This window comes from uncultured Ruegeria sp. (assembly GCF_947489545.1).
Taxonomy (GTDB): domain Bacteria; phylum Pseudomonadota; class Alphaproteobacteria; order Rhodobacterales; family Rhodobacteraceae; genus Ruegeria.
Map to the genome: position 1 here is coordinate 316,468 of NZ_CANLDZ010000003.1, position 19,260 is coordinate 335,727.

The 19,260-nt window shown below is 56.3% G+C and carries 20 protein-coding genes; 8 read left to right on the plus strand and 12 right to left on the minus strand.

Translation table 11 applies throughout. From position 1 onward, the window contains the following. Nucleotides 1–84 precede the first annotated feature (84 nt). Entirely contained in the window at nucleotides 85–1,803 is a 1,719-nt protein-coding gene (gene metG / locus Q1B13_RS06475) for a methionine--tRNA ligase (protein ID WP_299078561.1), read from the minus strand. A gap of 255 nt (nucleotides 1,804–2,058) precedes the next feature. Between metG and Q1B13_RS06480 the strand changes: the two genes are divergently transcribed. After that, nucleotides 2,059–2,775 carry an OB-fold-containig protein gene (locus Q1B13_RS06480; protein ID WP_299078564.1) on the plus strand — a complete coding sequence of 239 codons (717 nt, stop codon included), beginning with the start codon at nucleotides 2,059–2,061 and terminating at the stop codon, nucleotides 2,773–2,775. Between the two features lie 34 nt (nucleotides 2,776–2,809). Then, nucleotides 2,810–4,480 carry a flotillin domain-containing protein gene (locus tag Q1B13_RS06485; RefSeq protein WP_299078567.1) on the plus strand — a complete coding sequence of 557 codons (1,671 nt, stop codon included), beginning with the start codon at nucleotides 2,810–2,812 and terminating at the stop codon, nucleotides 4,478–4,480. Nucleotides 4,481–4,545: 65 nt separating this feature from the next. Here Q1B13_RS06485 and Q1B13_RS06490 read toward each other — a convergent pair whose 3' ends face one another. After that, the gene (locus Q1B13_RS06490; RefSeq protein ID WP_298932352.1) at nucleotides 4,546–4,767 is read right to left on the minus strand and encodes a hexameric tyrosine-coordinated heme protein; all 222 of its coding nucleotides are present in this window, start codon (nucleotides 4,765–4,767) and stop codon (nucleotides 4,546–4,548) included. A gap of 74 nt (nucleotides 4,768–4,841) precedes the next feature. Between Q1B13_RS06490 and Q1B13_RS06495 the strand changes: the two genes are divergently transcribed. After that, a complete protein-coding gene (locus Q1B13_RS06495; RefSeq protein WP_299078570.1) occupies nucleotides 4,842–5,309 on the plus strand; it encodes a MarR family winged helix-turn-helix transcriptional regulator in 468 nt (155 codons plus the stop codon). On the opposite strand, the gene Q1B13_RS06500 is transcribed toward Q1B13_RS06495, so the two are convergent. From Q1B13_RS06500 to Q1B13_RS06530, 7 genes are all read right to left on the minus strand, one after another. Next, nucleotides 5,306–6,532 (minus strand): MFS transporter, encoded by a 1,227-nt coding sequence (locus Q1B13_RS06500; protein WP_299078573.1) that lies wholly within the window; start codon nucleotides 6,530–6,532, stop codon nucleotides 5,306–5,308. The genes Q1B13_RS06495 and Q1B13_RS06500 overlap by 4 nt on opposite strands. An 80-nt stretch (nucleotides 6,533–6,612) precedes the next feature. Next, nucleotides 6,613–7,209, minus strand: coding sequence for a YceI family protein (locus Q1B13_RS06505; protein ID WP_298932347.1), 597 nt, complete (start codon nucleotides 7,207–7,209; stop codon nucleotides 6,613–6,615). Continuing rightward, nucleotides 7,206–8,420: a CynX/NimT family MFS transporter gene (locus Q1B13_RS06510; RefSeq protein WP_299078576.1), complete on the minus strand. Its 1,215-nt coding sequence runs from the start codon at nucleotides 8,418–8,420 to the stop codon at nucleotides 7,206–7,208. Before Q1B13_RS06510 ends, Q1B13_RS06505 begins: the two co-directional genes overlap by 4 nt. A gap of 153 nt (nucleotides 8,421–8,573) precedes the next feature. Beyond that, nucleotides 8,574–9,155 (minus strand): TIGR02281 family clan AA aspartic protease, encoded by a 582-nt coding sequence (locus Q1B13_RS06515; RefSeq protein ID WP_299078579.1) that lies wholly within the window; start codon nucleotides 9,153–9,155, stop codon nucleotides 8,574–8,576. Nucleotides 9,156–9,197: 42 nt separating this feature from the next. Beyond that, complete coding sequence (locus Q1B13_RS06520) at nucleotides 9,198–9,818, minus strand: MarC family protein (protein WP_299078582.1); 621 nt, start codon at nucleotides 9,816–9,818, stop codon at nucleotides 9,198–9,200. Continuing rightward, nucleotides 9,815–10,210, minus strand: a complete 396-nt coding sequence (locus tag Q1B13_RS06525; RefSeq protein ID WP_299078585.1) for an ACT domain-containing protein — start codon at nucleotides 10,208–10,210, stop codon at nucleotides 9,815–9,817. The genes Q1B13_RS06520 and Q1B13_RS06525 overlap by 4 nt, the downstream gene beginning before the upstream one ends. Beyond that, nucleotides 10,207–12,060, minus strand: coding sequence for an ABC-F family ATP-binding cassette domain-containing protein (locus Q1B13_RS06530; protein WP_299078588.1), 1,854 nt, complete (start codon nucleotides 12,058–12,060; stop codon nucleotides 10,207–10,209). Before Q1B13_RS06530 ends, Q1B13_RS06525 begins: the two co-directional genes overlap by 4 nt. A gap of 107 nt (nucleotides 12,061–12,167) precedes the next feature. Here Q1B13_RS06530 and Q1B13_RS06535 point away from each other — a divergent pair, with 107 nt between their 5' ends. Next, entirely contained in the window at nucleotides 12,168–13,370 is a 1,203-nt protein-coding gene (locus Q1B13_RS06535) for a multidrug effflux MFS transporter (protein ID WP_299078591.1), read from the plus strand. 115 nt (nucleotides 13,371–13,485) lie between these two features. Beyond that, complete coding sequence (ndk, locus tag Q1B13_RS06540) at nucleotides 13,486–13,908, plus strand: nucleoside-diphosphate kinase (RefSeq protein ID WP_058273797.1); 423 nt, start codon at nucleotides 13,486–13,488, stop codon at nucleotides 13,906–13,908. Between the two features lie 64 nt (nucleotides 13,909–13,972). On the opposite strand, the gene Q1B13_RS06545 is transcribed toward ndk, so the two are convergent. Further along, a complete protein-coding gene (locus Q1B13_RS06545; RefSeq protein ID WP_299078594.1) occupies nucleotides 13,973–14,320 on the minus strand; it encodes a TfoX/Sxy family protein in 348 nt (115 codons plus the stop codon). A gap of 146 nt (nucleotides 14,321–14,466) precedes the next feature. Here Q1B13_RS06545 and Q1B13_RS06550 point away from each other — a divergent pair, with 146 nt between their 5' ends. The 3 genes from Q1B13_RS06550 to Q1B13_RS06560 are packed head-to-tail and all read left to right on the plus strand — an operon-like array spanning nucleotide 14,467 to nucleotide 17,210. Further along, nucleotides 14,467–15,987, plus strand: coding sequence for a CHAD domain-containing protein (locus Q1B13_RS06550; protein WP_299078597.1), 1,521 nt, complete (start codon nucleotides 14,467–14,469; stop codon nucleotides 15,985–15,987). A 3-nt stretch (nucleotides 15,988–15,990) separates the two neighbouring features. Beyond that, a complete protein-coding gene (locus Q1B13_RS06555; protein WP_299078600.1) occupies nucleotides 15,991–16,746 on the plus strand; it encodes an AAA family ATPase in 756 nt (251 codons plus the stop codon). Further along, nucleotides 16,743–17,210, plus strand: a complete 468-nt coding sequence (locus Q1B13_RS06560) for a CYTH domain-containing protein (RefSeq protein WP_299078603.1) — start codon at nucleotides 16,743–16,745, stop codon at nucleotides 17,208–17,210. Before Q1B13_RS06555 ends, Q1B13_RS06560 begins: the two co-directional genes overlap by 4 nt. Here the strand turns inward: Q1B13_RS06560 and Q1B13_RS06565 are convergent. Further along, on the minus strand, nucleotides 17,207–18,577 hold the full coding sequence (locus tag Q1B13_RS06565; protein ID WP_299799738.1) for an ATP-binding protein: 1,371 nt from the start codon (nucleotides 18,575–18,577) through the stop codon (nucleotides 17,207–17,209). The two genes, Q1B13_RS06560 and Q1B13_RS06565, sit on opposite strands and share 4 nt — an antisense overlap. Next, the gene (locus tag Q1B13_RS06570; RefSeq protein WP_298932320.1) at nucleotides 18,570–19,250 is read right to left on the minus strand and encodes a response regulator transcription factor; all 681 of its coding nucleotides are present in this window, start codon (nucleotides 19,248–19,250) and stop codon (nucleotides 18,570–18,572) included. Before Q1B13_RS06570 ends, Q1B13_RS06565 begins: the two co-directional genes overlap by 8 nt. Nucleotides 19,251–19,260: the final 10 nt, after the last annotated feature.

Here is a 19,260-nt window from a genome sequence, read left to right on the forward strand (position 1 = left end):
AGCAACGGGCGGCGATGCTGCAAAACAAACTAAAAAACGGAGGCCGATTTGGCCTCCGTTGTCATGACGCAAATTGGCCGGATTTTAACCGCGCGTGCCTGCAAATCGGGTCTGCCAATCTTCGCGTTGGTCATCCGTTATTTTGGCGAACAGTACGTCCGGCACTGTGAATGCGTGACCCGCAGGCAGCGCGTTCAGTGCAGCCTCAACGTCATCCGGCCAATCAGTCGCGAGCGTGTTCATGGCACTCAGCATCCTGGCAGACGCGTTTGGAATAAACGGCGCGCTCAGGACAGCGTATAGCCGGATTAGGTTTAGACCCAGACGCACCTGCGCTGCCGCTTGTTCCGGGTTTTCCTTAAACGTCGACCAGGGGGCTGCGGCTTGTAGGTATTCGTTTCCGGCCACCCAAATAGCGCGCAGCTCTTGCGCCGACTTGCGAACTTCCATTGCCTCCATAAAGCCTTCATAGGCGCGGATGCGGCGCGTCAATTCCGAAATCAGCGCATTTTCCCGCTCGCCATATACGCCACCCTCGGGCACGGCTTCGCCAAACTTGGATCGGCAGAACTTGGTGATGCGGCTGACAAAGTTGCCCAAAACATCCGCCAAATCCTTGTTCACCGATTGCTGGAAGTTCTCCCAGGTGAATTCACTATCGCTGCTTTCGGGCGCATGGCTCAGCAACCACCAGCGCCAGTAGTCAGCCGGCAGGAGTTCCAACGCCTGATCCATGAACACGCCGCGCCCCTGAGAGGTCGAGAACTGGCCGCCGTCATAGTTCAGGTAGTTGAACGATTTCAGATGGTCGACCATCTTCCACGGCTCGCCTGACCCCAGAATGGTGGCTGGGAAGCTAAGCGTGTGGAACGGTACGTTGTCCTTGCCCATGAACTGGACATAGCGAACGTCGTCGGCACCTTTGTCCGTGCGCCACCAGCGTTCCCACTCGGCATCGGGTTTCCCAGTGGAATCAGCCCATTCCTTGGCGCAGGCGATGTATTCGATAGGCGCATCGAACCAGACGTAAAAGACTTTGCCCTCCATCCCGGGCCAATCCTGATCTCCTTTTTTGACCGGAACACCCCAGTCCAGATCACGGGTGATGCCGCGGTCCCGCAGCCCGTCACCGTCATGCAGCCACTTTTTGGCAATGGATGTGGTCAGGATCGGCCAATCGGCCTTGCTGTCAATCCAAGCATCCAACTGATCTTTCATCGCCGATTGGCGCAGGTACAGATGCTTGGTCTCGCGCACTTCAAGATCGGTCGAGCCGGAAATGGCCGAACGCGGATCGATCAAATCGGTCGGGTCCAACTGTTTGGTGCAGTTTTCGCACTGATCGCCCCGTGCGCGGTCATAGCCGCAATTGGGGCAGGTGCCTTCTATGTACCTGTCGGGCAGAAAGCGCCCATCAGTGTTTGAGTAGACCTGTTTTTCGCTTACTTCGCGGATCAGACCAGCTTCATCCAGTTTTCCCGCGAAATGTTGCGTCAGCCTTTTGTTCTGATCACTGGACGAGCGGCCAAAGTGATCAAAGCTCAGCCCAAATCGGTTGGCGATGTCCAACTGTACGCCGTGCATTTCGGCACAGTATTCAGCAATCGGCTTTTCGGCTTTGGCCGCGGCCAGCTCAGCCGGGGTGCCGTGTTCATCTGTGGCACACAGGAACATCACCTCATTCCCCCGGCCACGCTGATAGCGTGCGTACAGATCCGCCGGCAATTGCGAGCCGATCAGGTTGCCGAGGTGTTTGATCCCGTTGATGTAAGGGATCGCCGAGGTGATGAGAATCCGAGCCATATTGCGTTTCCACGTATCTGTCTGCGCGCCCGTCTACCTTATGTAATCGGCCAGCAAAAGCCCGCCCGTCGCATGGATGTCACTTTCGCACCTTACGAGCAGAAAAAAGACGGAAAATCGGGAATTCGCATTGTATCTGACATGATCTTCTCAATAACCGCAGGTTGAGCGCCGCCTCACAACCTCTTGAATTCTCGTTATGGCTTCCCATATTGAATGTATACTGATGTATACAGAAGCGAGGGCTAATACTTGATGTTCGACTTCCTACTCGAGGGTGCATTTGCGCCTTTTACTCTGGCGCTTGCGCTTCTGTTCGGCCTTTTGGCAGTGGAACTGATCGCTTTGGTCTTGGGTGGCAGCTTGCTAGCTGGCGAAGGGGAAATCGATCTGGATATGGTGGATGCCCCCGATCTGGACATTGGTGATTTAGGTCTGGATATCGACCCGGATGTCGATCTGGGCGATTTCGAACTGGCAGAGGTCGAAAGCGATGTGCCCGATACCTCTGCGGCGGGTCCAATGGCGTGGTTGGGTGTTGGAAAGATACCCATCATGATCTGGCTTGTGGTTGTGCTGGCGGGCTTCGGCCTGTCGGGTATTGGCCTGCAACTGGCGCTGCGCGATGTGCTGGGCTTTGATCTGCCGCCTTGGGTGGCTGTGATCCCAGCCGGTGCCTTTGGCCTGTGGTTTGCCCGTGGCTTTGGCGGTGTCTTTGCCCGCCTGCTGCCCAAGACCGAGACCGAGGCGATGTCTGAGCGGATGCTGGCCCGCCGCCGGGGTGTCATCACCCAAGGCACCGCGTCACGCGGCCGCCCGGCCGAGGTTCGGGTCATGGATCGCTTTGGCAATACCCACTACCTGCGCGCCGAGCCGCTGCAGGACAAGGATGCGCTGGATCAGGGCACAGATGTGCTGGTTCTACGCGACCGACGGCGCGACCGGTTCGTTCTGGTCGGCTTGTCAGACTAACCAAATTTCAAACCCCAAACCTGGAGGATTTTGCATGGAACTTACATTCCTAGCCGTCACAGTTGTGACTATTTTAGCGGTAATCTTGTTCATTGGCCTTGTTCTTGGCCGTCTCTATCGACGTGCCACCCGCGAAGTCAGCTTGGTGAAAACCGGCGCAGGCGGCAAGAAGGTCATCATGGATGGTGGTGTCATCATCGTGCCTTTGCTGCATGAAGTTAGCCCGGTCAACATGAAGACCCTGCGCCTTGAAGTGCAGCGCAGTGACGAGGCCGCCTTGATCACCAAGGATCGGATGCGTGTCGATGTAGGAGTGGAGTTCTACGTTTCCGTGATGGCCACCGAAGAGGGTATCGCTCGCGCTGCCCAGACGTTGGGTGATCGCACATTTGATGTCGAGCAACTGCGCGAGATGATCGAAGGCAAGCTGATCGATGGTCTGCGTGCCGTTGCTGCCCAGATGACCATGGACGGGTTGCACGAGAACCGCGCTGACTTTGTGCAAGAGGTGCAGAATGCAGTGTCCGAAGACCTGCTGAAGAACGGTCTGTCACTGGAATCCGTCTCGCTCACCGCTCTGGACCAGACGCCGTTTGAAGCGCTGGACGAAAACAACGCCTTTAACGCGGTGGGTATGCGCAAACTGGCCGAGGTGATTGCAACCTCAAAGAAAGAGCGCGCCCAGATTGACGCCGATGCCGAGGTTGAAGTGCGCCGCGCTTCGATGGAAGCACAGCGTCAGAAGCTGTTGATCGAAAAGGATGAAGAACAGGCGCGCATTGAGCAGACGCAGCAGGTTGAGACTCTGCGCGTGGCGCAGGAGGCCGAGATAGCGGCCCGGACCGAAGATTCGGTGCGTGAGACCGAACGCGCCCGGATCGCGCGGGAAGAAGCCATCCGCTCGGCAGAGATCGAACGCGAGCGCAAGATCCGCGATGCGGAGATCGCCAAAGAGCGTGAGATCGAAGTAGCCGAACAGGAACGTCAGATCATCATCGCGCAGAAATCCGAAGAGGAAAGCCGCGCGCGTGCATCTGCCGATCTGGCTCGTGCCGAAGCGACAAAAGCGACCGAAGCAGTGGCAACCGCCCGTCAGGTGGCAGAAGCCGAGCGTCAGAAGCAGATCGTGCTGATTGAAGCAACTCGTGAAGCTGAACGTCAGGCGACCGCAATCCGCCTGGCCGCGCAGGCCGACAAAGAGGCCGCCGTTGACCGCGCCGAAGCCCGCCGCGAAGAGGCGCAGGCCGAAGCCGATGCGCTGAACATTCGGGCTGAGGCCAAGAAGAACGACATGTTAGCCGAAGCGGAAGGTAAACGTGCGATTGTCGAGTCCGAAAATGCTCTGTCAGTGGATCAGATCCGCATGAAAGTTGATCTGGCGCGGATTGAAGCCATGCCGTCGATCATATCGGAGATGGTCAAACCTGCCGAGAAAATCGACTCGATCAAGATCCATCAGGTTGGTGGTATCGGTGGCGCCAATGGGGGCAGTGCGTCAACAGGTGACAAGCCAGTGGTCAATCAGGCGCTGGACTCGATCATGGGGATGGCCGTTCAGATGCCCGCGCTCAAGAAGCTCGGTGAAGAGCTGGGTCTGTCGATGGAGCATGGTGTCAGCGGTGTTGTGAACGGCGCACTAGAGCCGACTGTAGATCAGCCCGAAAACGTGGACGCGATCGAAGAAGAACCGCGGACAGATCACTAAGACGAAGACAGGGCCGGGTTTTCCCGGCCCTTTTCAATTCAGCGGCTTGCTAAAGATGCCCGAACTCACATCCAGAAGTTATTGGCCTTTGAAACTGTCTGAAAATTAACCGCTACGACCTGGGATGCGCCAATCAGGCTGTCGGCGTTGTTTGCATAGTCGGGGCGCATCCGGTTTCGGGCCTCATCATCGGGTTGCGTCAGTTTAACGGCCATGCGTGAAAGCTTGATGGCAAGCTCGTACCCCTCTTCAGGTGTTTCGGTTTTGAGTGTGGGTAGCCAGGACATCTTGCCCTCCATTATATCGTGCGCGACCTAAATGCAGAGTTGACGAGGCGAGATTGGAAGTCAAGAATAATATCGTGCACGATATATTTGGAGCCAAGAATTTGGATATCACCCAGATCCCGACCCGAGCGAACGAGCTATTCTGTTTTGGAGTTTACACCGCGTCGCACGCGATCAATCGTGCTTACTCGCCGCACCTGAAACGGCTGGGGGTGACCTATCCTCAGTACATTACGCTCACCCTTCTGTGGGAGAGGGACGGGCAAAACATAAATGAGCTGGCGCAACAGTTAGGTATGGAAACCAGCACCATGACCCCTTTGATCAAACGGTTGGAAACCATGGGGTACGTCACTAGAACCCGGAGCCAATCGGATGGGCGCGCCATTGATGTTACATTGACAGATCAGGGGGCGTCGCTTGGGAATGAAGCACCTGGAATCACCGCCTGCATGATTGAAGACACCGGACTGGACCAGGCTGAGCTATTGAGATTACAAGACTTGCTGCTTCGGCTTAGGGACGGGCTTCAAAGCGCCTAGTCGTCGTGTTCCCGTGACCGTTTCAGCAGGCGCCCGATAGTGAACGAAGTTCGTGGGGCATAGACATAATTTGTGCGTTCATCCGGTGTCGGGCGTGATCGCATCCGTGCCAGACCGAACAGGATCAGCGCGAAATGACCCACCGCGACAAAGGCAAACAATGCGCTTGGTCCGAATTGCTGGATCAACGTTGATGAGACATAGGGCGACGCGATTGCCCCTAACGCGTACCAGAACATCAATGCAGCAGACAACTCGACCCTTTGCTCGGTGGTCGCAAAGTCGTTGGCATGCGCAGATGAGACAGAAAAGATCGGGAATGTCGTCAAGCCAAAGAATCCGGCAGCCAGCATCACTCCGATTGTGCCAGCACCGCTAGCCGCCATCGTGACACCACAGCTGAGCACCGCAGCGGCAGAGAGCCAGATCAGAACCCAGCGACGGTCGTATTTGTCTGCGAGCCACCCCAACGGGTATTGCGCCAAGGCACCGCCCAGTACGAAAGAGGCCAGGAAAAAGGCGATCTGATCCACGCCCAGGCCGACCCCTTGTCCGTAGACCGGCCCGACCATTCGGAAAGAGGCTGAGCTAAGCGCCGCTACGATCACGCCTGCAACCGCCAACGGAGAGCTTTGCCAGGCCAGTTTCGGACGCAGACGGGGCGCGTCGGGTGTTTTCGGTTGGCTGGCCCGTGTCAGTGTTAACGGCAAAAGCGATGCGCAGCATAGGATCGCCAAAAGGTTATATGAAACGTAAGAGGCCGGTGGCAGAACCGCGATTATCAATTGCGCGCACAAAGACGCGCCCATATCCGCGATACGATAGGTGCCCATGGCGCGCCCACGCGTCTCATTAGTGACTTTGGCATTCAGCCAGGCCTCGATGACCGTGTAACACCCGGCCACACATGTACCTGACGCAATTCTCAGCGCGGCCCAGATATACGGGTTGTCGGTCAAGGTGTGGCCCAATAACCCCATTGCGCCCAGCGCGGTACAGACCGCAAAGGCGCGCGAATGCCCAACACTGCCCATCAGGCGGGGCGCCCACCAGCATCCAATGAAAAACCCTAGGAAATGTGCCGAACCCAGAATACCGATCTGCTCGGTTGTGAAGTTCAGTGTTATGCCCGAGATTGCATCCAGCGGCCCGACGCCGCCTGTCGAAAGCTGCAGCAGAATGACGGAAAGAAAAAGGGCGGCAAAAGAAATGATCGTGCGCATAGTGGTCCCAGATTGGCGACGCCATCACAAGATGCGCGCATCTATTCGACTCAATTGCGTCGTTTTTTACCCATTTGGCATCACGTTACACGCATGATTTCAGCATGAATGTCCAGACCTACGGTCTCCTGAACCAAGTCAGGGTATCCGGACGCCCCAAAGTCGTGGCGATTCAACCCACCTGTCAGCCGGATGGACAAACGATCAAGATCATCCTCGTCCGTACCCGCCTGTCGATACAGACTGGCGTTCAATGTGATAGGCCGAGTTACACCTCGCACGGTCAGGTTTCCTGTGATGCGGGCGCCGTCCGATATCCGCCCAGTTGGCCCTAATTGCACACTTGTCGAGGAGAACCGGATAGTTGGATGCTGCTCTGCATTCAGGACACCAGGGCTGAGCATGGGCGTTCTGGCAAATGGCAGCCGGGTTTTTGCCTTCGCAACATCCAGGACCACGTCCACCTCGCTGTTTTGCAAATTGTGCGTGTCGATCTGAACGTCAGCAGACCGGATCGGCATAGACCCCGTTTGCGCGATCCCCGAGAGGTCAAACATGAAGCTGACATGGGTGCCGTCTGGCGAAAGGGCGTAAGGCTTTCGCGCTGCGCGCGCGGGATTGCCGAAGGGCAGGGCAGCGAGCCCTGCGAGAACGCCGCGACGCGATAGGGTTGTCATACGAGTGCCTCTTGTCTGCGGGGCCGAGACCTTTTGAGAAGCATCACGATGATGGCAATGTTAAGACCGTTCCATAAAATCCCGTTCACGAATGCCAATTGGTAGTTGCCTGTGACGTCATAGATCCACCCCGACATCCACCCACCCAAGGCCATGCCCAGAATGGTCATCATCATGACAAAACCCACGCGCGCACCAGCCTCTTGCGGAGGCATGTATTCGCGGACCACCAGCGCATAGCTGGGTACGATTCCACCTTGCGCCAGCCCAAACAGCACGCTGACGACATAAAGTGAGACCATCCCGTCATAAGGTAAGAACAGGAACAGGGCGATGCATTGCAGGATCGACCCGATGAGCAGTGTATGAACGCCACCCAGCCGGTCAGCCACCAGGCCGGAAACGATGCGGCTCACCACGCCGCCCAGCAGCATCAGGGACAGCATCTCTGCGCCGACAGCGGGGCCATAGCCGAGACCTACGCAGTAGGACACGATGTGAACCTGCGGCATCGACATCGCCACGCAGCATCCAATGCCTGCCAGTCCAAGAATGTATTGCAACGCCCTTGGTGGGATTCCGACGCTGCGCGCATTGATCTTTGCAGTGGCAGCGGCGGTTGTGTGCGCCTCGACTGGGACCTGCCGGCGCAACAGCAGGGACAGGGGAATGACAACAACCAGTGTCAGTACCGCCAGTGTCAGATAGACTTGCTGCCAGCCATCCCGCGCCAGAATACCTGACAGCATAGTGGGCCAGATCGCCCCGGACAGATAGTTTCCGCTGGCGACCAGCGCCACGGCGATCCCGCGTCTGCGCATGAACCAGTGTGAGATATCGGCGATCAGGGGTCCAAAGCCGATCGAAGTGCCCAATCCCAGCAGCAAATGCGCGACGGACAGCAGGGCTATGTTAGGTGCAAGTGTTGCCAGCAGGTAGCTGATGGCGCTCAGGATCGATGCGCCTATCAATGCTTTGGTCACCCCCAACCGGTCCACCAACTGCCCCAGCCACATGTTACCCAGGGCAAAGCCGATCATGGCGAGCGTATAGGGCATCGACGCCTCGGCCCGTCCGGCACCGAATTGTGTTTCGACGGCGGGCATGACCACGATCACCGCCCACATCCCGACATTCGCCACGGCTGCGATGGCGAGCGTGATCAGAAGGCGAAGCCAGGAATAGCGGCTGTCATGGATTGGATGGCTCATGCCGCGACGCTAGGGTGCGGGCCAGGTTTTGACCAGTCACAAGTTGCGTGATCTTCGTGCTTTCACCCGAGGGTTCTTCTGGCTCAGTCAGCTGCCACGCGTCACGGCATTTGCGTCAGATCGGCCAGCCACATGGCATAGCTATTCGAGCGTTCAGCGCGACAAGATTAACTTACCATCGGCAAACTGAATGTTGGAAAAACGGTGCAGGTAATCCATGCCGAGCAACGACTTGTCCAAGTCGCCTTCGTTGATCCAGGCTGAGACGCCGTTGTCAAGGATCGGTCCCAGCGCGAGACTATCCAATTGCACAGGGGCCGTCCGCACCACTCCGTTCGCGGTCGACGCGCGGCCCAGATAATTCAGTTGGTCCAGATCAATGCCCACACGTTTGGCGTCCTGCGCGTTCAGGACGATCTGACTGGCGCCGGTGTCGACCAGAAAGGTGATGGGCTCTCCGTTCACCAGCATTGGCAGATAATAATGCCCGTCAAAGGCACGGGGAACTTCGATGGTGTTGCCGGACACCGCCATCTGAGGCGTGGTGCCCACGGTCGAGCGGATATCGTCCCAAAGCCCCACCAAAGCGACGACGCCAATGAAAATAAACACCCAGGCCATAACCTGCTGCAGGGTCTTGCCCAGCGACTGTCGGTTGTGGGTGAAGAACCACATCAGCAAGGCCGCGCCCAGCAAGACCAAATAGGTCAAATGCCCGATTTCATAACCATCCATACCGTCACCCGGAATAAGTCATCTTCATATTAATATGGGGTCTCACGACGCAAAGCCAAAGGCCTTGAGGCCATCCAGAATGAACTGAACCGAAAGGGCGGCCAACAGCATTCCAAGCAGACGAGTCAGGACATTTAGACCGGTTTTTCCCAACAGTCGCGCCACGGCGCCCGAGGTAAGATAGGTCACAAACACCATGGCAACGACAATGATCATCATGCCGATGACCACGGCAAGCCCCTCGATGCCTGGTTGCTGACCCGCCAGAAGGATCATGGTGGCAATGGCTCCGGGTCCGGCGATCAGGGGGATGCCCAACGGAAAGACCGACGGGTCGGGGTGTTCTTCTTCTTCGGCGCTGTTTTCTCGTCGTTTGGTGCGACGTTCAAACAACATGTCCAGCGCGGTCAGGAACAGTAGAACGCCGCCCGCCACGCGAAACGCTTCCATCGAGATGCCGACAAAGCCCAGCACAGCCTCGCCGAAAGCTGCGAACATGGCCAGAATACCCGCCGCCGTCAGGCAGGCCCGGACAGCGATGGCTCGCCGCATGCTTTTATCCATGCCCTGCGTCAACGCCACAAAGATCGGCGTCTGAGCCGGAGGGTCTATTACCACAAGCAATGTGGTGAATGACGTAATCAGGAACGCTGTTTCGATCATGTATCGGCAGCTTTCTGAAGGTTTTTCAAGACATCAACAGCTTTCGTCGCCAAGTCGCCCGGAACGTAGACATGGTCATGGTGAAATCCTGCAACCATATTGGCTGGAATGCCAGCCTGCGCCAGGGCAGTGGAAACTGCAGCCGTCAATCCGACGCCTTCAAGCGAAGAATGGACCTGAAGAGTGATGCAGCGCATTGCGACTGCATCCCCGTTCGCCGCATTGATCGGTACAATAAGGGAAAGACCTTCATCTTCCACACAGCTGGCCCGAGTTCCGACTGGCCATTCTTTATCCTCTGGCCATAGAGTAAAGGCATACAAACCGGGCTGCAGTTTTGGCTCCATGCCAGCGATCATCGCCTGCGTCTCTTTAACCGGAATTGGGCTCATCTCGTCATCTCTTCACGTTCCAAGCGCTCGGCGGCGGCGACCCAAAGGGTTTCGGCCTTTTCCATGGCATCTGTGACTTCGGCAAACTTCCGGTTCCATACTTCTAGATCGCTGACGCGATCGTCTTCGTAGAGCGTTGGATCGGCCAGCTTAGCCGAGAGTTTGTCCTGCATCTCTGCTAGTTTCGCAATCCTCTCCTCGCATTTGCGAAGATCGGCGCGTAGGGCCAGAACCGCTTCTCGGGACTGACGTTTGGGTTTTGCCGTCGGTTGCTTGGTTTTTGCTGGTTTGTCACGGCCCAGCAGTAGCGAGCGATAGGCTTCGAGATCACCTTCGAACGGATTGACCGTTCCATCCGACACCAGCCAAAGGCGATCAGCGACCAATCCAAGCAAGTGCATGTCGTGGCTGACCAGAATGACCGCACCGGAATAGGCCGTCAGCGCCTCGACCAAGGCTTCGCGGCTTTCGATGTCCAGATGGTTGGTCGGCTCATCAAGGATCAGCATATGCGGTGCGTCGATAGTGGCGATCAGCAGTGACAGGCGCGCCTTTTGACCACCTGACAGGCGACCGACCTCGGTTATCGCCTGATCGGCCCCCAGGCCGAACCCGGCTAGGCGTGAGCGCCACTTACCGGGGGCTTCGTCTGGGCGCAGGCGGCGCAGGTGGTCCAGCGGTGTTTCGTCCACATGCAGCTCATCCACCTGATGCTGCGCGAAATAGCCGATGCGCAGCTTACTGCTGCGGGTCATTTTGCCCGCCATCAGGGGCAGGCGATCCGATAGCAGTTTTGACAGGGTCGATTTGCCTTGTCCGTTTTTGCCCAGCAATGCGATGCGGTCATCTTGATCGATACGCAGGTTCAAATGGCGCAGCACTTCGGTGTCGCCATACCCGGTTACACCGCTCTCCAATTGGATGATCGGCGGAGAAAGCTCCTCAGGCTCCGGGAAGGAAAAGGCGCGCAGCGCGGCTTCTTGCGGGGTAGAGACCAATTGAATGCGTTCGATCATCTTCAGCCGCGATTGGGCCTGTACCGCTTTGGAGGCTTTATATCGAAACCGATCCACAAAGCTTTGCAAATGGGCGATACGCGCCTTGGACTTTGCATTCTCGGATTCCGCCTGCGCCAGCCGTTCGGCACGGCGTTCCGCAAACTTGTCATAGGGTACCGCGTAGTAAGTGAGCTTGCGGTCTTCCAGATGCAGGATCGATCCAACTGCGCGGTTCAGCAACCCGCGGTCGTGGCTGATGATGATGACAGTGTGCGGATATTTGGCCAGATAGCTTTCCAGCCACAGTGCGCCTTCAAGATCCAGATAGTTGGTCGGCTCGTCCAGCAGCAACAGATCTGGCTGCGAAAACAGCACCGCCGCCAATGCAACACGCATCCGCCAGCCGCCCGAAAAGTCCGAGCAGGGTTTCAGTTGATCCTCGTCATCAAAACCGAGGCCCTTGAGGATCGACGCCGCGCGCGCCTCGGCGGACCAGGCGTCGATATCCACCAGCCGGGTCTGGATTTCGGCGATGCGATTAGGGTCGGTCGCGCTGTCCGCTTCGACCATCAAAACGCTGCGCTCGGTATCCGCGGCCAGGACCGTGTTGATCAGCGAGACATCGGAGGAGGGAACCTCTTGCGCCACTCCACCAATCCGCGCCCGTTTTGGAAGCGCGATATCGCCCGATTCCAGCGCTAATTCGCCCCGGATCAGCCGGAACAAGGTGGTTTTCCCGGTGCCGTTACGCCCCACAAGACCTACCTTGTGGCCATCAGGAATGGTGGCACTGGCCCCGTCAATAAGGGGGCGGCCTTCGACGGCATAAGTGATATTTTCGATCCGTAACATAGGGCGCTCTTAACAGAGCGTTGATGGCGCCGCCAGAGCCTGCCATGTTCAAGGTGCAAGGGATGTGTTAGCGCTGTTCCGGTTGGCATTTTACAACGGTTTTCGTCATGCGCCCGGCTCAATCGCCCCCATCTCTGGTCACACTGGTTTTTGCAACAGCCCTATCGGTGTTGTCACTGAACATGTTCCTGCCGTCACTCGCACGGATGGGAGAGGATTTTCAGGTCGACTATGCCGTGGTGAATCTGTCGATCGCAGGGTATCTGGCAGTATCCGCCGTACTGCAACTGATCATGGGGCCTTTGTCAGATCGATATGGGCGGCGGCCTGTGTTGTTGATCTGCATGGCGATCTTTGCGTGCGCGTCCGTCGGATGCGTAATGGCCGAGTCGATCTGGGTATTCCTGGGGTTTCGTTTACTGCAGGCTGCGGTCGTTGCTGGGCCTGTCTTATCCAGCGCCTCCATCCGCGACATGTATCCCCCAAATGAGGCCGCCAGCAAGCTGGGCTATGTGGCAATGGCTATGGCACTGGCACCCATGCTTGGACCAATGCTCGGCGGCGCGTTGGATTCGCTCTTTGGATGGCGCGCCGGGTTTGTTCTGTATTCGACACTGGGGGCAGGGATGCTGGCGCTGCTTTGGGCGAATATGGGTGAAACCAATACAGATCGATCATCAACCTTTGCTGCGCAACTTCGCGAATACCCGCACCTGTTCCGGGCGCGCAGGTTTTGGGGCTACGCCTTGTGTGCAGCGTTTTCGATCGGTGGGTTTTACAGTTTCATCACCGGTGCGCCATTGGTGGCGGCGGCGTGGTTCGATCTTAGCCCTGCGATGCTAGGATTGGGGATCGGAATCATCACCGGAGGTTTCATGGTCGGTAACTTCATCACCGGGCGTATTGCGGCGAGGACGAGACTGACAACAATGATCTTGATTGGACGCGTGATTGCGTCTGTTGGGCCGTTCTGCGGATTGCTGCTTTTTCTGTCGGGTCTTGGTTCGGTCTGGGTTTTCTTCGGCTCGGCCATCTTTGTGGGCTTCGGCAATGGCCTGACAAACGCCAACGCCTCGGCCGGGTTGATGTCTGTCCGCCCCAAGCTTGCAGGCAGTGCAGCAGGCCTGTCTGGCGCAATGATCGTGGCGTTGGGGGCTGTGCTGACGACCCTAACCGGCGCGCTGGTCAGCGCCGAAAATGGACCGTTTCTGGTGTTGGGAATGATGTGTGCCAGCAGCTTCGCTGGTTTATTGGCGGTGCTCTATGTGTGCTGGGTCGACCTTCGCGACCCGTTGCCGGATACAATCTAACGGTCAATCAATTGGGCGGCCCATCATTCCACTTTTCACGAAGCCAATACCATGTTACGCGGCGCGCGATGGATTTCGGCGCGAACCCCGCGCCATCACGTAAGGAGAGGCCGACATGGCACTGGAACGCACATTTTCGATCATCAAACCTGATGCAACCCGCCGCAACCTGACAGGCAAGATCAACGCCAAATTCGAAGACGCAGGTCTGCGCATCGTCGCGCAAAAGCGTATCCACATGACCAAGGCACAGGCTGGCAAGTTCTATGACGTGCATGCCGAGCGTCCGTTCTACGACGAACTGTGCGAATTCATGTCGTCCGAGCCGGTCATTGTTCAGGTTCTGGAAGGCGAAGGCGCCATTGCAAAGAACCGCGAAGTCATGGGCGCAACCAATCCCGCAGACGCAGCGCCCGGCACCATCCGCGCTGAATTCGCTGAATCTGTTGGCGAAAACTCGGTTCACGGGTCGGACGCACCGGAAACAGCGGCCGTCGAGATCGCCTACTTCTTTTCGGGCATCGAACTGGTTGGCTAATCCGCCATTCTAAAAGAATTTGAGGGCCGTATCCGTTGTTGGGTGCGGCCTTTTTTGTGGCCAATCAATCCAGCTTGAGATCGTTGGCCGCAACACGCACGCCGATCGCATCCAGTTCTGAGATCATCTGGTTTTCTGGTGCTGGACGCGCACTGGCCTTGATCGCGTCGAACCTCTGCCGCAGGGCTTTTTTCTCGTCACCTTTGCAATCGTTCCAAGGGCGACCCTGCAACCCCATGACCAGCACATAGTACCCAATGAAATGGGCCTTGGTACCGGACTGCAGCAATCGGCTATAGGCCTCATCCGCGCCCAGCTCTCGCAATTCATCTGCTGAATGAATTCCAGCTTCTGCGCAGGCCTGTTCAAAAGCCGGACCAAGATTTCGAATGGTTGAGACAGGATCAGTCATTTCCTTGTCTTAGCCTCGCAGTCTTTAGCTGTCACCCGCGTATTGATGAGTTCAGTCCAGATTATTGTTGATAGGCAGATTGAACTACGTTCTCATGCTTTCATTGAGGTCAGTACGCATCATGGCAGACCTCGGAGAGGCAATTCATGAAGATGAAAAATGCAGGGTTTTTCGTACTGCCATTCCTGTTTGATGAAACAATATTTGACCAGATGCCTGAACATCTTTTGGTCAAAATCGAACCCAATTCCGCACCAAGATCTTTCACGTTGTTAGACTGTCATGACCAATCGCAAAGGGCCAAGGGTCGGCTTTTGATCCAGACTGATGGGATGTTGCAGCTTTTGCGAAGCGATGGGCAGTCATTCATTCAACATTGCGACGGCAAAGACCAGTTTGCGCGGGATCTGCCAGCTGGTCCTGTAAGCAGTGCATTGAAAGGATTCCCGGTTCTGCGGGCGTTGATCGCAGTCGGGCAGGGCGAAATCCAAACCAACTCGTTGGCCATTCTGGATGATCTGCAAAAGACACAAGTACGCGGTTCTGTTTGGTCGATGTCGACGGATGTTGGCCAAGTGACCGTTGTCGGGATCGAAAAGTTGCGCGGATACGAACGGGTGTTTGCAAAGGTCTGTGCAGCTCTGGCCGAGAAAGCGGCACAAGATGAACGGTTCGAGGCGGTGTATCAGGGGCTTTTTCCCGATATGCGCCCCTATCATGCCAAGCCCGATATTCATCTTGGCAAAAACGAACCCTCAATCGAGGTCGCTGCCGATATCATCCGTACATACTTGGCGGTCGCACGGCAAAACGAAGAAGGCGTGATCGCGGACACCGATACCGAATTCCTGCATGACTACCGCGTCTCGCTACGGAAAATCCGCTCGGTCATTAGTCTGTTCAAAGGGGTATTTTCTGAAAGTCAGACCGTTGAACTAAAGCAGCTCTTTTCAGAGCTCATGGCATCGACGGGACGTATGCGCGATCTCGATGTCTATCTTTTAGAAAAAGACATGTATTTCAAACTGATCCCGCCTAATCTTCACGCAGGTTTGCGGGCGATGTTTGAACAATTTCAGGAAGAGCGCGGGCAGGAATTTACTCGCTTGAAGCGGCGGTTGCGAAGCGCCGCATACGACAAGACAATGAAGGATCTGAACGCAGTATTTGACGGCCCCAGTCAATTGGAACCGGGCAAAAATGCACAGCGCGGGGCTTATGACTACGCCTGCGCGTTGATCTGGAAACGCTATCGTAAGGTCTGTAAATTGGCGCGCAGCATCAGCGAAAACACACCGGATGATCTGGTGCATGATCTTCGGATCGACTGCAAGAAATTGCGATATCTGATGGAGTTCTTTGCGCCACTGTTCGACGCCAAAGACTTCAAAACCATCATCAAGCCATTGAAAAGGCTGCAGGATAACCTTGGCCTGTTTAACGACTTCTCAGTACAGCAAGCGGCTTTGCTGAGTTTTGTTTCCCGTTACAGCACGAAACAAGGTCGCGTTGATGCGCAGATCGGACTGGCCGCGGGTGGCCTTATCGCCATGATGAATCAACGCCAACGGGCCGAGCGGGATCGGGTTATGTCGAGCTTTCAGCAATTCGATGGGCCGGACATTCGACATCTGTTTCGCAGCTTGTTTCATCAGACAGAGGAGTGAGGAATGAAGATCATTGCCTGCTACAGCAACAAAGGGGGCGTCGGCAAAACCGCGACGTCGGTGAATTTGGCCCATGCCTATGCGCAGGCAGGCAAACAGGTCTTGCTGTGCGATCTTGATCCGCAAGGTGCCTCAAGCTTCTATTTTCGGGTCAAACCCTCGAAAAAACTGACCGAAGCCCGTTTTTTCGAAGACGTCAAACGGTTCACGAACGCCATTAGGGCCAGCGACTTCGAAGGGTTGGACGTGCTGCCCGCCAACCTGACCTTTCGTGACTTCGATGTGTTTTTGTCTCGAATGCGGAACAAACGCTCGCGCCTGAAAAAGGCCCTGACGTCGGCTGGCAGCGACTATGACGTGATTGTGTTGGACTGCCCTCCGAATTTTTCGACCCTGTCCGAGAACATCTTCAAGGCGGCAGATGAGATCATTGTGCCCGTTATCCCAACGACATTGTCAGAGCGGACATTCGATCAGCTGATACACTTTTTTGACGAAAACAAACTGAGAAAGAAAAAGCTGCGAGCGTTCTTTTCCATGGTGCAACTGCGCAAGACTCTGCACCACGAGACAATGGAGAATATGCGCACGGCGTATAGTAAGCGGTTCCTGCAGACCTCTGTACCTTTCGCGGCAGACATCGAAAAAATGGGGCAGCATCGCGCACCGGTCAGTACCTATGCCGGGCGCAGCCCGGCCAGTGCTGCGTATCAAGCGTTGTATGACGAGTTGGAAAACGGAGTGGTGTCATCCAAATGAGTATGGAAATCGAACGCAAGTTTCTTGTCGCAGAGCTGCCAGATCTGAGCGGGACGCAAAAAGCAGTGGTGCGTCAGGGGTATTTGACGTCACCAGATGATTCAACCGAGCTGCGATTGCGCCAGAAAAGTGACAGTTATTTCCTGACGCTCAAAGGCGGAGGTAACCTGGCGCGAGTTGAGCGTGAAGCCGAAATCTCGGCCGAGCAATTCGAGACATTCTGGCCTGAAACCAAAGGGCGGCGGGTCGAAAAAGAGCGCTATACAGGACACTTGCCTGACGGGCACATTTTTGAACTGGACGTGTTTTCCGGCGATCTGGCACCTTTGCGATTGGTCGAAGTTGAGTTTGCCACAGAAGCCGAGGCGCTGTCATATATCCCGCCAACCTGGTTCGGTGCGGACGTGACCGAAGATAAACGCTATAAAAACAAGACTATGGCAATCGAGGGCGCGCCGGCCTAGGGTCGATGCGCCAGATTGAGTGTTGTTTCAAGACCGGGCTCACTGTTACGCGCCACGAACCCACCACCATGCATGTGAGAAATGGCCGCCACCAGGGCCAGCCCCAAACCTGCGTTGCGTTCGGTGCGTGCCGGATCAAGCGTCACAAAAGGCAATTGTAGCCGGGATAGATCTTCCGCCGGAACACCGGGTCCTCGGTCGCGGACACTCAGACGTGTGAAACCACCATCCTCTGCAATCGAGATCGTGACGACTGTTTCTTCCGGGGCATAACGCATAGCGTTTTCAAGCAGGTTGGACAAAGCCTGTGACAACAGTGGGCGATGTCCCTGAATAGGGGCGGCCTGACCGGTGATTTCTAGCCGGATGCCCTGATCTGCCGCGACGGGCTCATAAAGTTCGACCACGTCGCTGACCAACTGTTGCAGATCCACCTCTTCGAACTGCTCTCGGCCCAGACCAGCCTCGGCGCGCGATATTTCGGTTAGTTGTCCCAACACCCTCAGAACATGGTCAATTTCGCCGGTTGCACGGGCGATATCGATCTCACGTTCCTGATCGCTTTTGCTGGGGTCTGCCAAGGCCTCGACCCTCTGCCGCAGTCGGGACAACGGGGACCGCAGATCATGGGCAATCGAGTTGGACGTTGTGCGCAGGTTGCTGACCAGCTCTTCGATCCGGTCGAGCATGTTGTTCAGTGTCCCGGCGACTTGATCGAACTCATCTCCGGTTCCGCGCAGGGGCATGCGTCTGGATAGATCGCCCGAAACGATATTGTCCGCCGTATTGGCGATGTCGGACAGCCGAGAAAACACCAGACGGGTAAAAAGCCAGCCTGTCAAAACACTCAGAACCAGCGCAATTCCCAGGGCCAAAACAACTGAGCGCAACAAGACCCGGTCGAATTGCTGGCGCGCAACGGCGTCCCGCCCGACAAGTAAACGCTCGCGACCAGGTAACCGAATGGAGGCTGCAGAGACAGGCACCAGTTGATCGTTGTCAGCGCGGCGCAGTTCCAGATCAACCCAGCCACTGCCAGCTGTGATGTCCGCGGGCCAGTATTTCAGGTTTCCGACAAGTTTGACGCCGTTTCGGTCCGTCAAAAGATACAATGCATCCCGTTCCGAGGCACTCGGCAAGCGCCGCTCGATGGCTGATATCAGGCCGATCAACCCGCGCCTTTCGTATTCATCTGCCAACCCGGTTAGTTCTGCGGACACGACTGATCGTGTTTCGGATTCAATGCTGCGATTGGCTGTTACATAGACCAACGCCAATACTGTTGCCGTCAGAATGGTGCTGAGAACCATACTGGCGGCAACAAGACGAGTCCGTGAATTATTTAGGGAAAGCCGTAGGTTATCCATCAGACATCATGTAACCCGCTCCGCGGACGGTTTCAATCAACGGTATGTCTCCGCCTTCGTCAAGCTGACGCCTAAGCTTAGAGATATGAACGTCGACCACATTGGTGTTGGGGTCAAAATGATAATCCCAAACCCCTTCCAGAAGCATGGTGCGTGACACCACACGGTTTTTGCGGCGCAGGAAAAACTCAAGAATCTGGAACTCGCGCGGGGTCAGAGTGATTTCATATCCGTTGCGGGTAACCTTACGGGTCAGCAGATCCATCTCAAGGTCTTTGCACGTGAGGGTAGGCGTCTCCTCGGCCTCTTGCGGGCGGCGCAACAATGCTTCGATTCGGGCGTGCAACTCCTGAAAGGAGAAGGGTTTGACAAGATAGTCATCTGCGCCGGACCGTAACCCTTTGACGCGTTCGTCCACCGCGCTCATGGCGGTCAGCATCAGAACCGGCGTCTTAAGACCGGCCGCACGCATGGATTTGATCAGGGACAGCCCATCCAACCCGGGCAACATCCGGTCCAGAACGACCGCATCAAAGCCACCATCTGTGGCGTGATACAATCCTTCGCGGCCGTCGGCGGCAGCTTCGACCACATACCCTTCTTCGCCAAACCCTTTGGCGATAAACTCACGGGTATCTTCATCGTCTTCGACAATTAGCAGGCGACGGCTCATGATCGGGGAT

Coding starts and splice junctions, on each gene's coding strand:
- metG (WP_299078561.1), bottom strand. CDS start 1,803: ATGGCTCGGATTCTCATCACCTCGGCGATCCCTTACATCAACGGGATC.
- Q1B13_RS06480 (WP_299078564.1), top strand. CDS start 2,059: ATGTTCGACTTCCTACTCGAGGGTGCATTTGCGCCTTTTACTCTGGCG.
- Q1B13_RS06485 (WP_299078567.1), top strand. CDS start 2,810: ATGGAACTTACATTCCTAGCCGTCACAGTTGTGACTATTTTAGCGGTA.
- Q1B13_RS06490 (WP_298932352.1), bottom strand. CDS start 4,767: ATGTCCTGGCTACCCACACTCAAAACCGAAACACCTGAAGAGGGGTAC.
- Q1B13_RS06500 (WP_299078573.1), bottom strand. CDS start 6,532: ATGCGCACGATCATTTCTTTTGCCGCCCTTTTTCTTTCCGTCATTCTG.
- Q1B13_RS06505 (WP_298932347.1), bottom strand. CDS start 7,209: ATGACAACCCTATCGCGTCGCGGCGTTCTCGCAGGGCTCGCTGCCCTG.
- Q1B13_RS06510 (WP_299078576.1), bottom strand. CDS start 8,420: ATGAGCCATCCAATCCATGACAGCCGCTATTCCTGGCTTCGCCTTCTG.
- Q1B13_RS06515 (WP_299078579.1), bottom strand. CDS start 9,155: ATGGATGGTTATGAAATCGGGCATTTGACCTATTTGGTCTTGCTGGGC.
- Q1B13_RS06520 (WP_299078582.1), bottom strand. CDS start 9,818: ATGATCGAAACAGCGTTCCTGATTACGTCATTCACCACATTGCTTGTG.
- Q1B13_RS06525 (WP_299078585.1), bottom strand. CDS start 10,210: ATGAGCCCAATTCCGGTTAAAGAGACGCAGGCGATGATCGCTGGCATG.
- Q1B13_RS06530 (WP_299078588.1), bottom strand. CDS start 12,060: ATGTTACGGATCGAAAATATCACTTATGCCGTCGAAGGCCGCCCCCTT.
- Q1B13_RS06535 (WP_299078591.1), top strand. CDS start 12,168: ATGCGCCCGGCTCAATCGCCCCCATCTCTGGTCACACTGGTTTTTGCA.
- ndk (WP_058273797.1), top strand. CDS start 13,486: ATGGCACTGGAACGCACATTTTCGATCATCAAACCTGATGCAACCCGC.
- Q1B13_RS06545 (WP_299078594.1), bottom strand. CDS start 14,320: ATGACTGATCCTGTCTCAACCATTCGAAATCTTGGTCCGGCTTTTGAA.
- Q1B13_RS06550 (WP_299078597.1), top strand. CDS start 14,467: ATGAAGATGAAAAATGCAGGGTTTTTCGTACTGCCATTCCTGTTTGAT.
- Q1B13_RS06555 (WP_299078600.1), top strand. CDS start 15,991: ATGAAGATCATTGCCTGCTACAGCAACAAAGGGGGCGTCGGCAAAACC.
- Q1B13_RS06560 (WP_299078603.1), top strand. CDS start 16,743: ATGAGTATGGAAATCGAACGCAAGTTTCTTGTCGCAGAGCTGCCAGAT.
- Q1B13_RS06565 (WP_299799738.1), bottom strand. CDS start 18,577: ATGGATAACCTACGGCTTTCCCTAAATAATTCACGGACTCGTCTTGTT.
- Q1B13_RS06570 (WP_298932320.1), bottom strand. CDS start 19,250: ATGAGCCGTCGCCTGCTAATTGTCGAAGACGATGAAGATACCCGTGAG.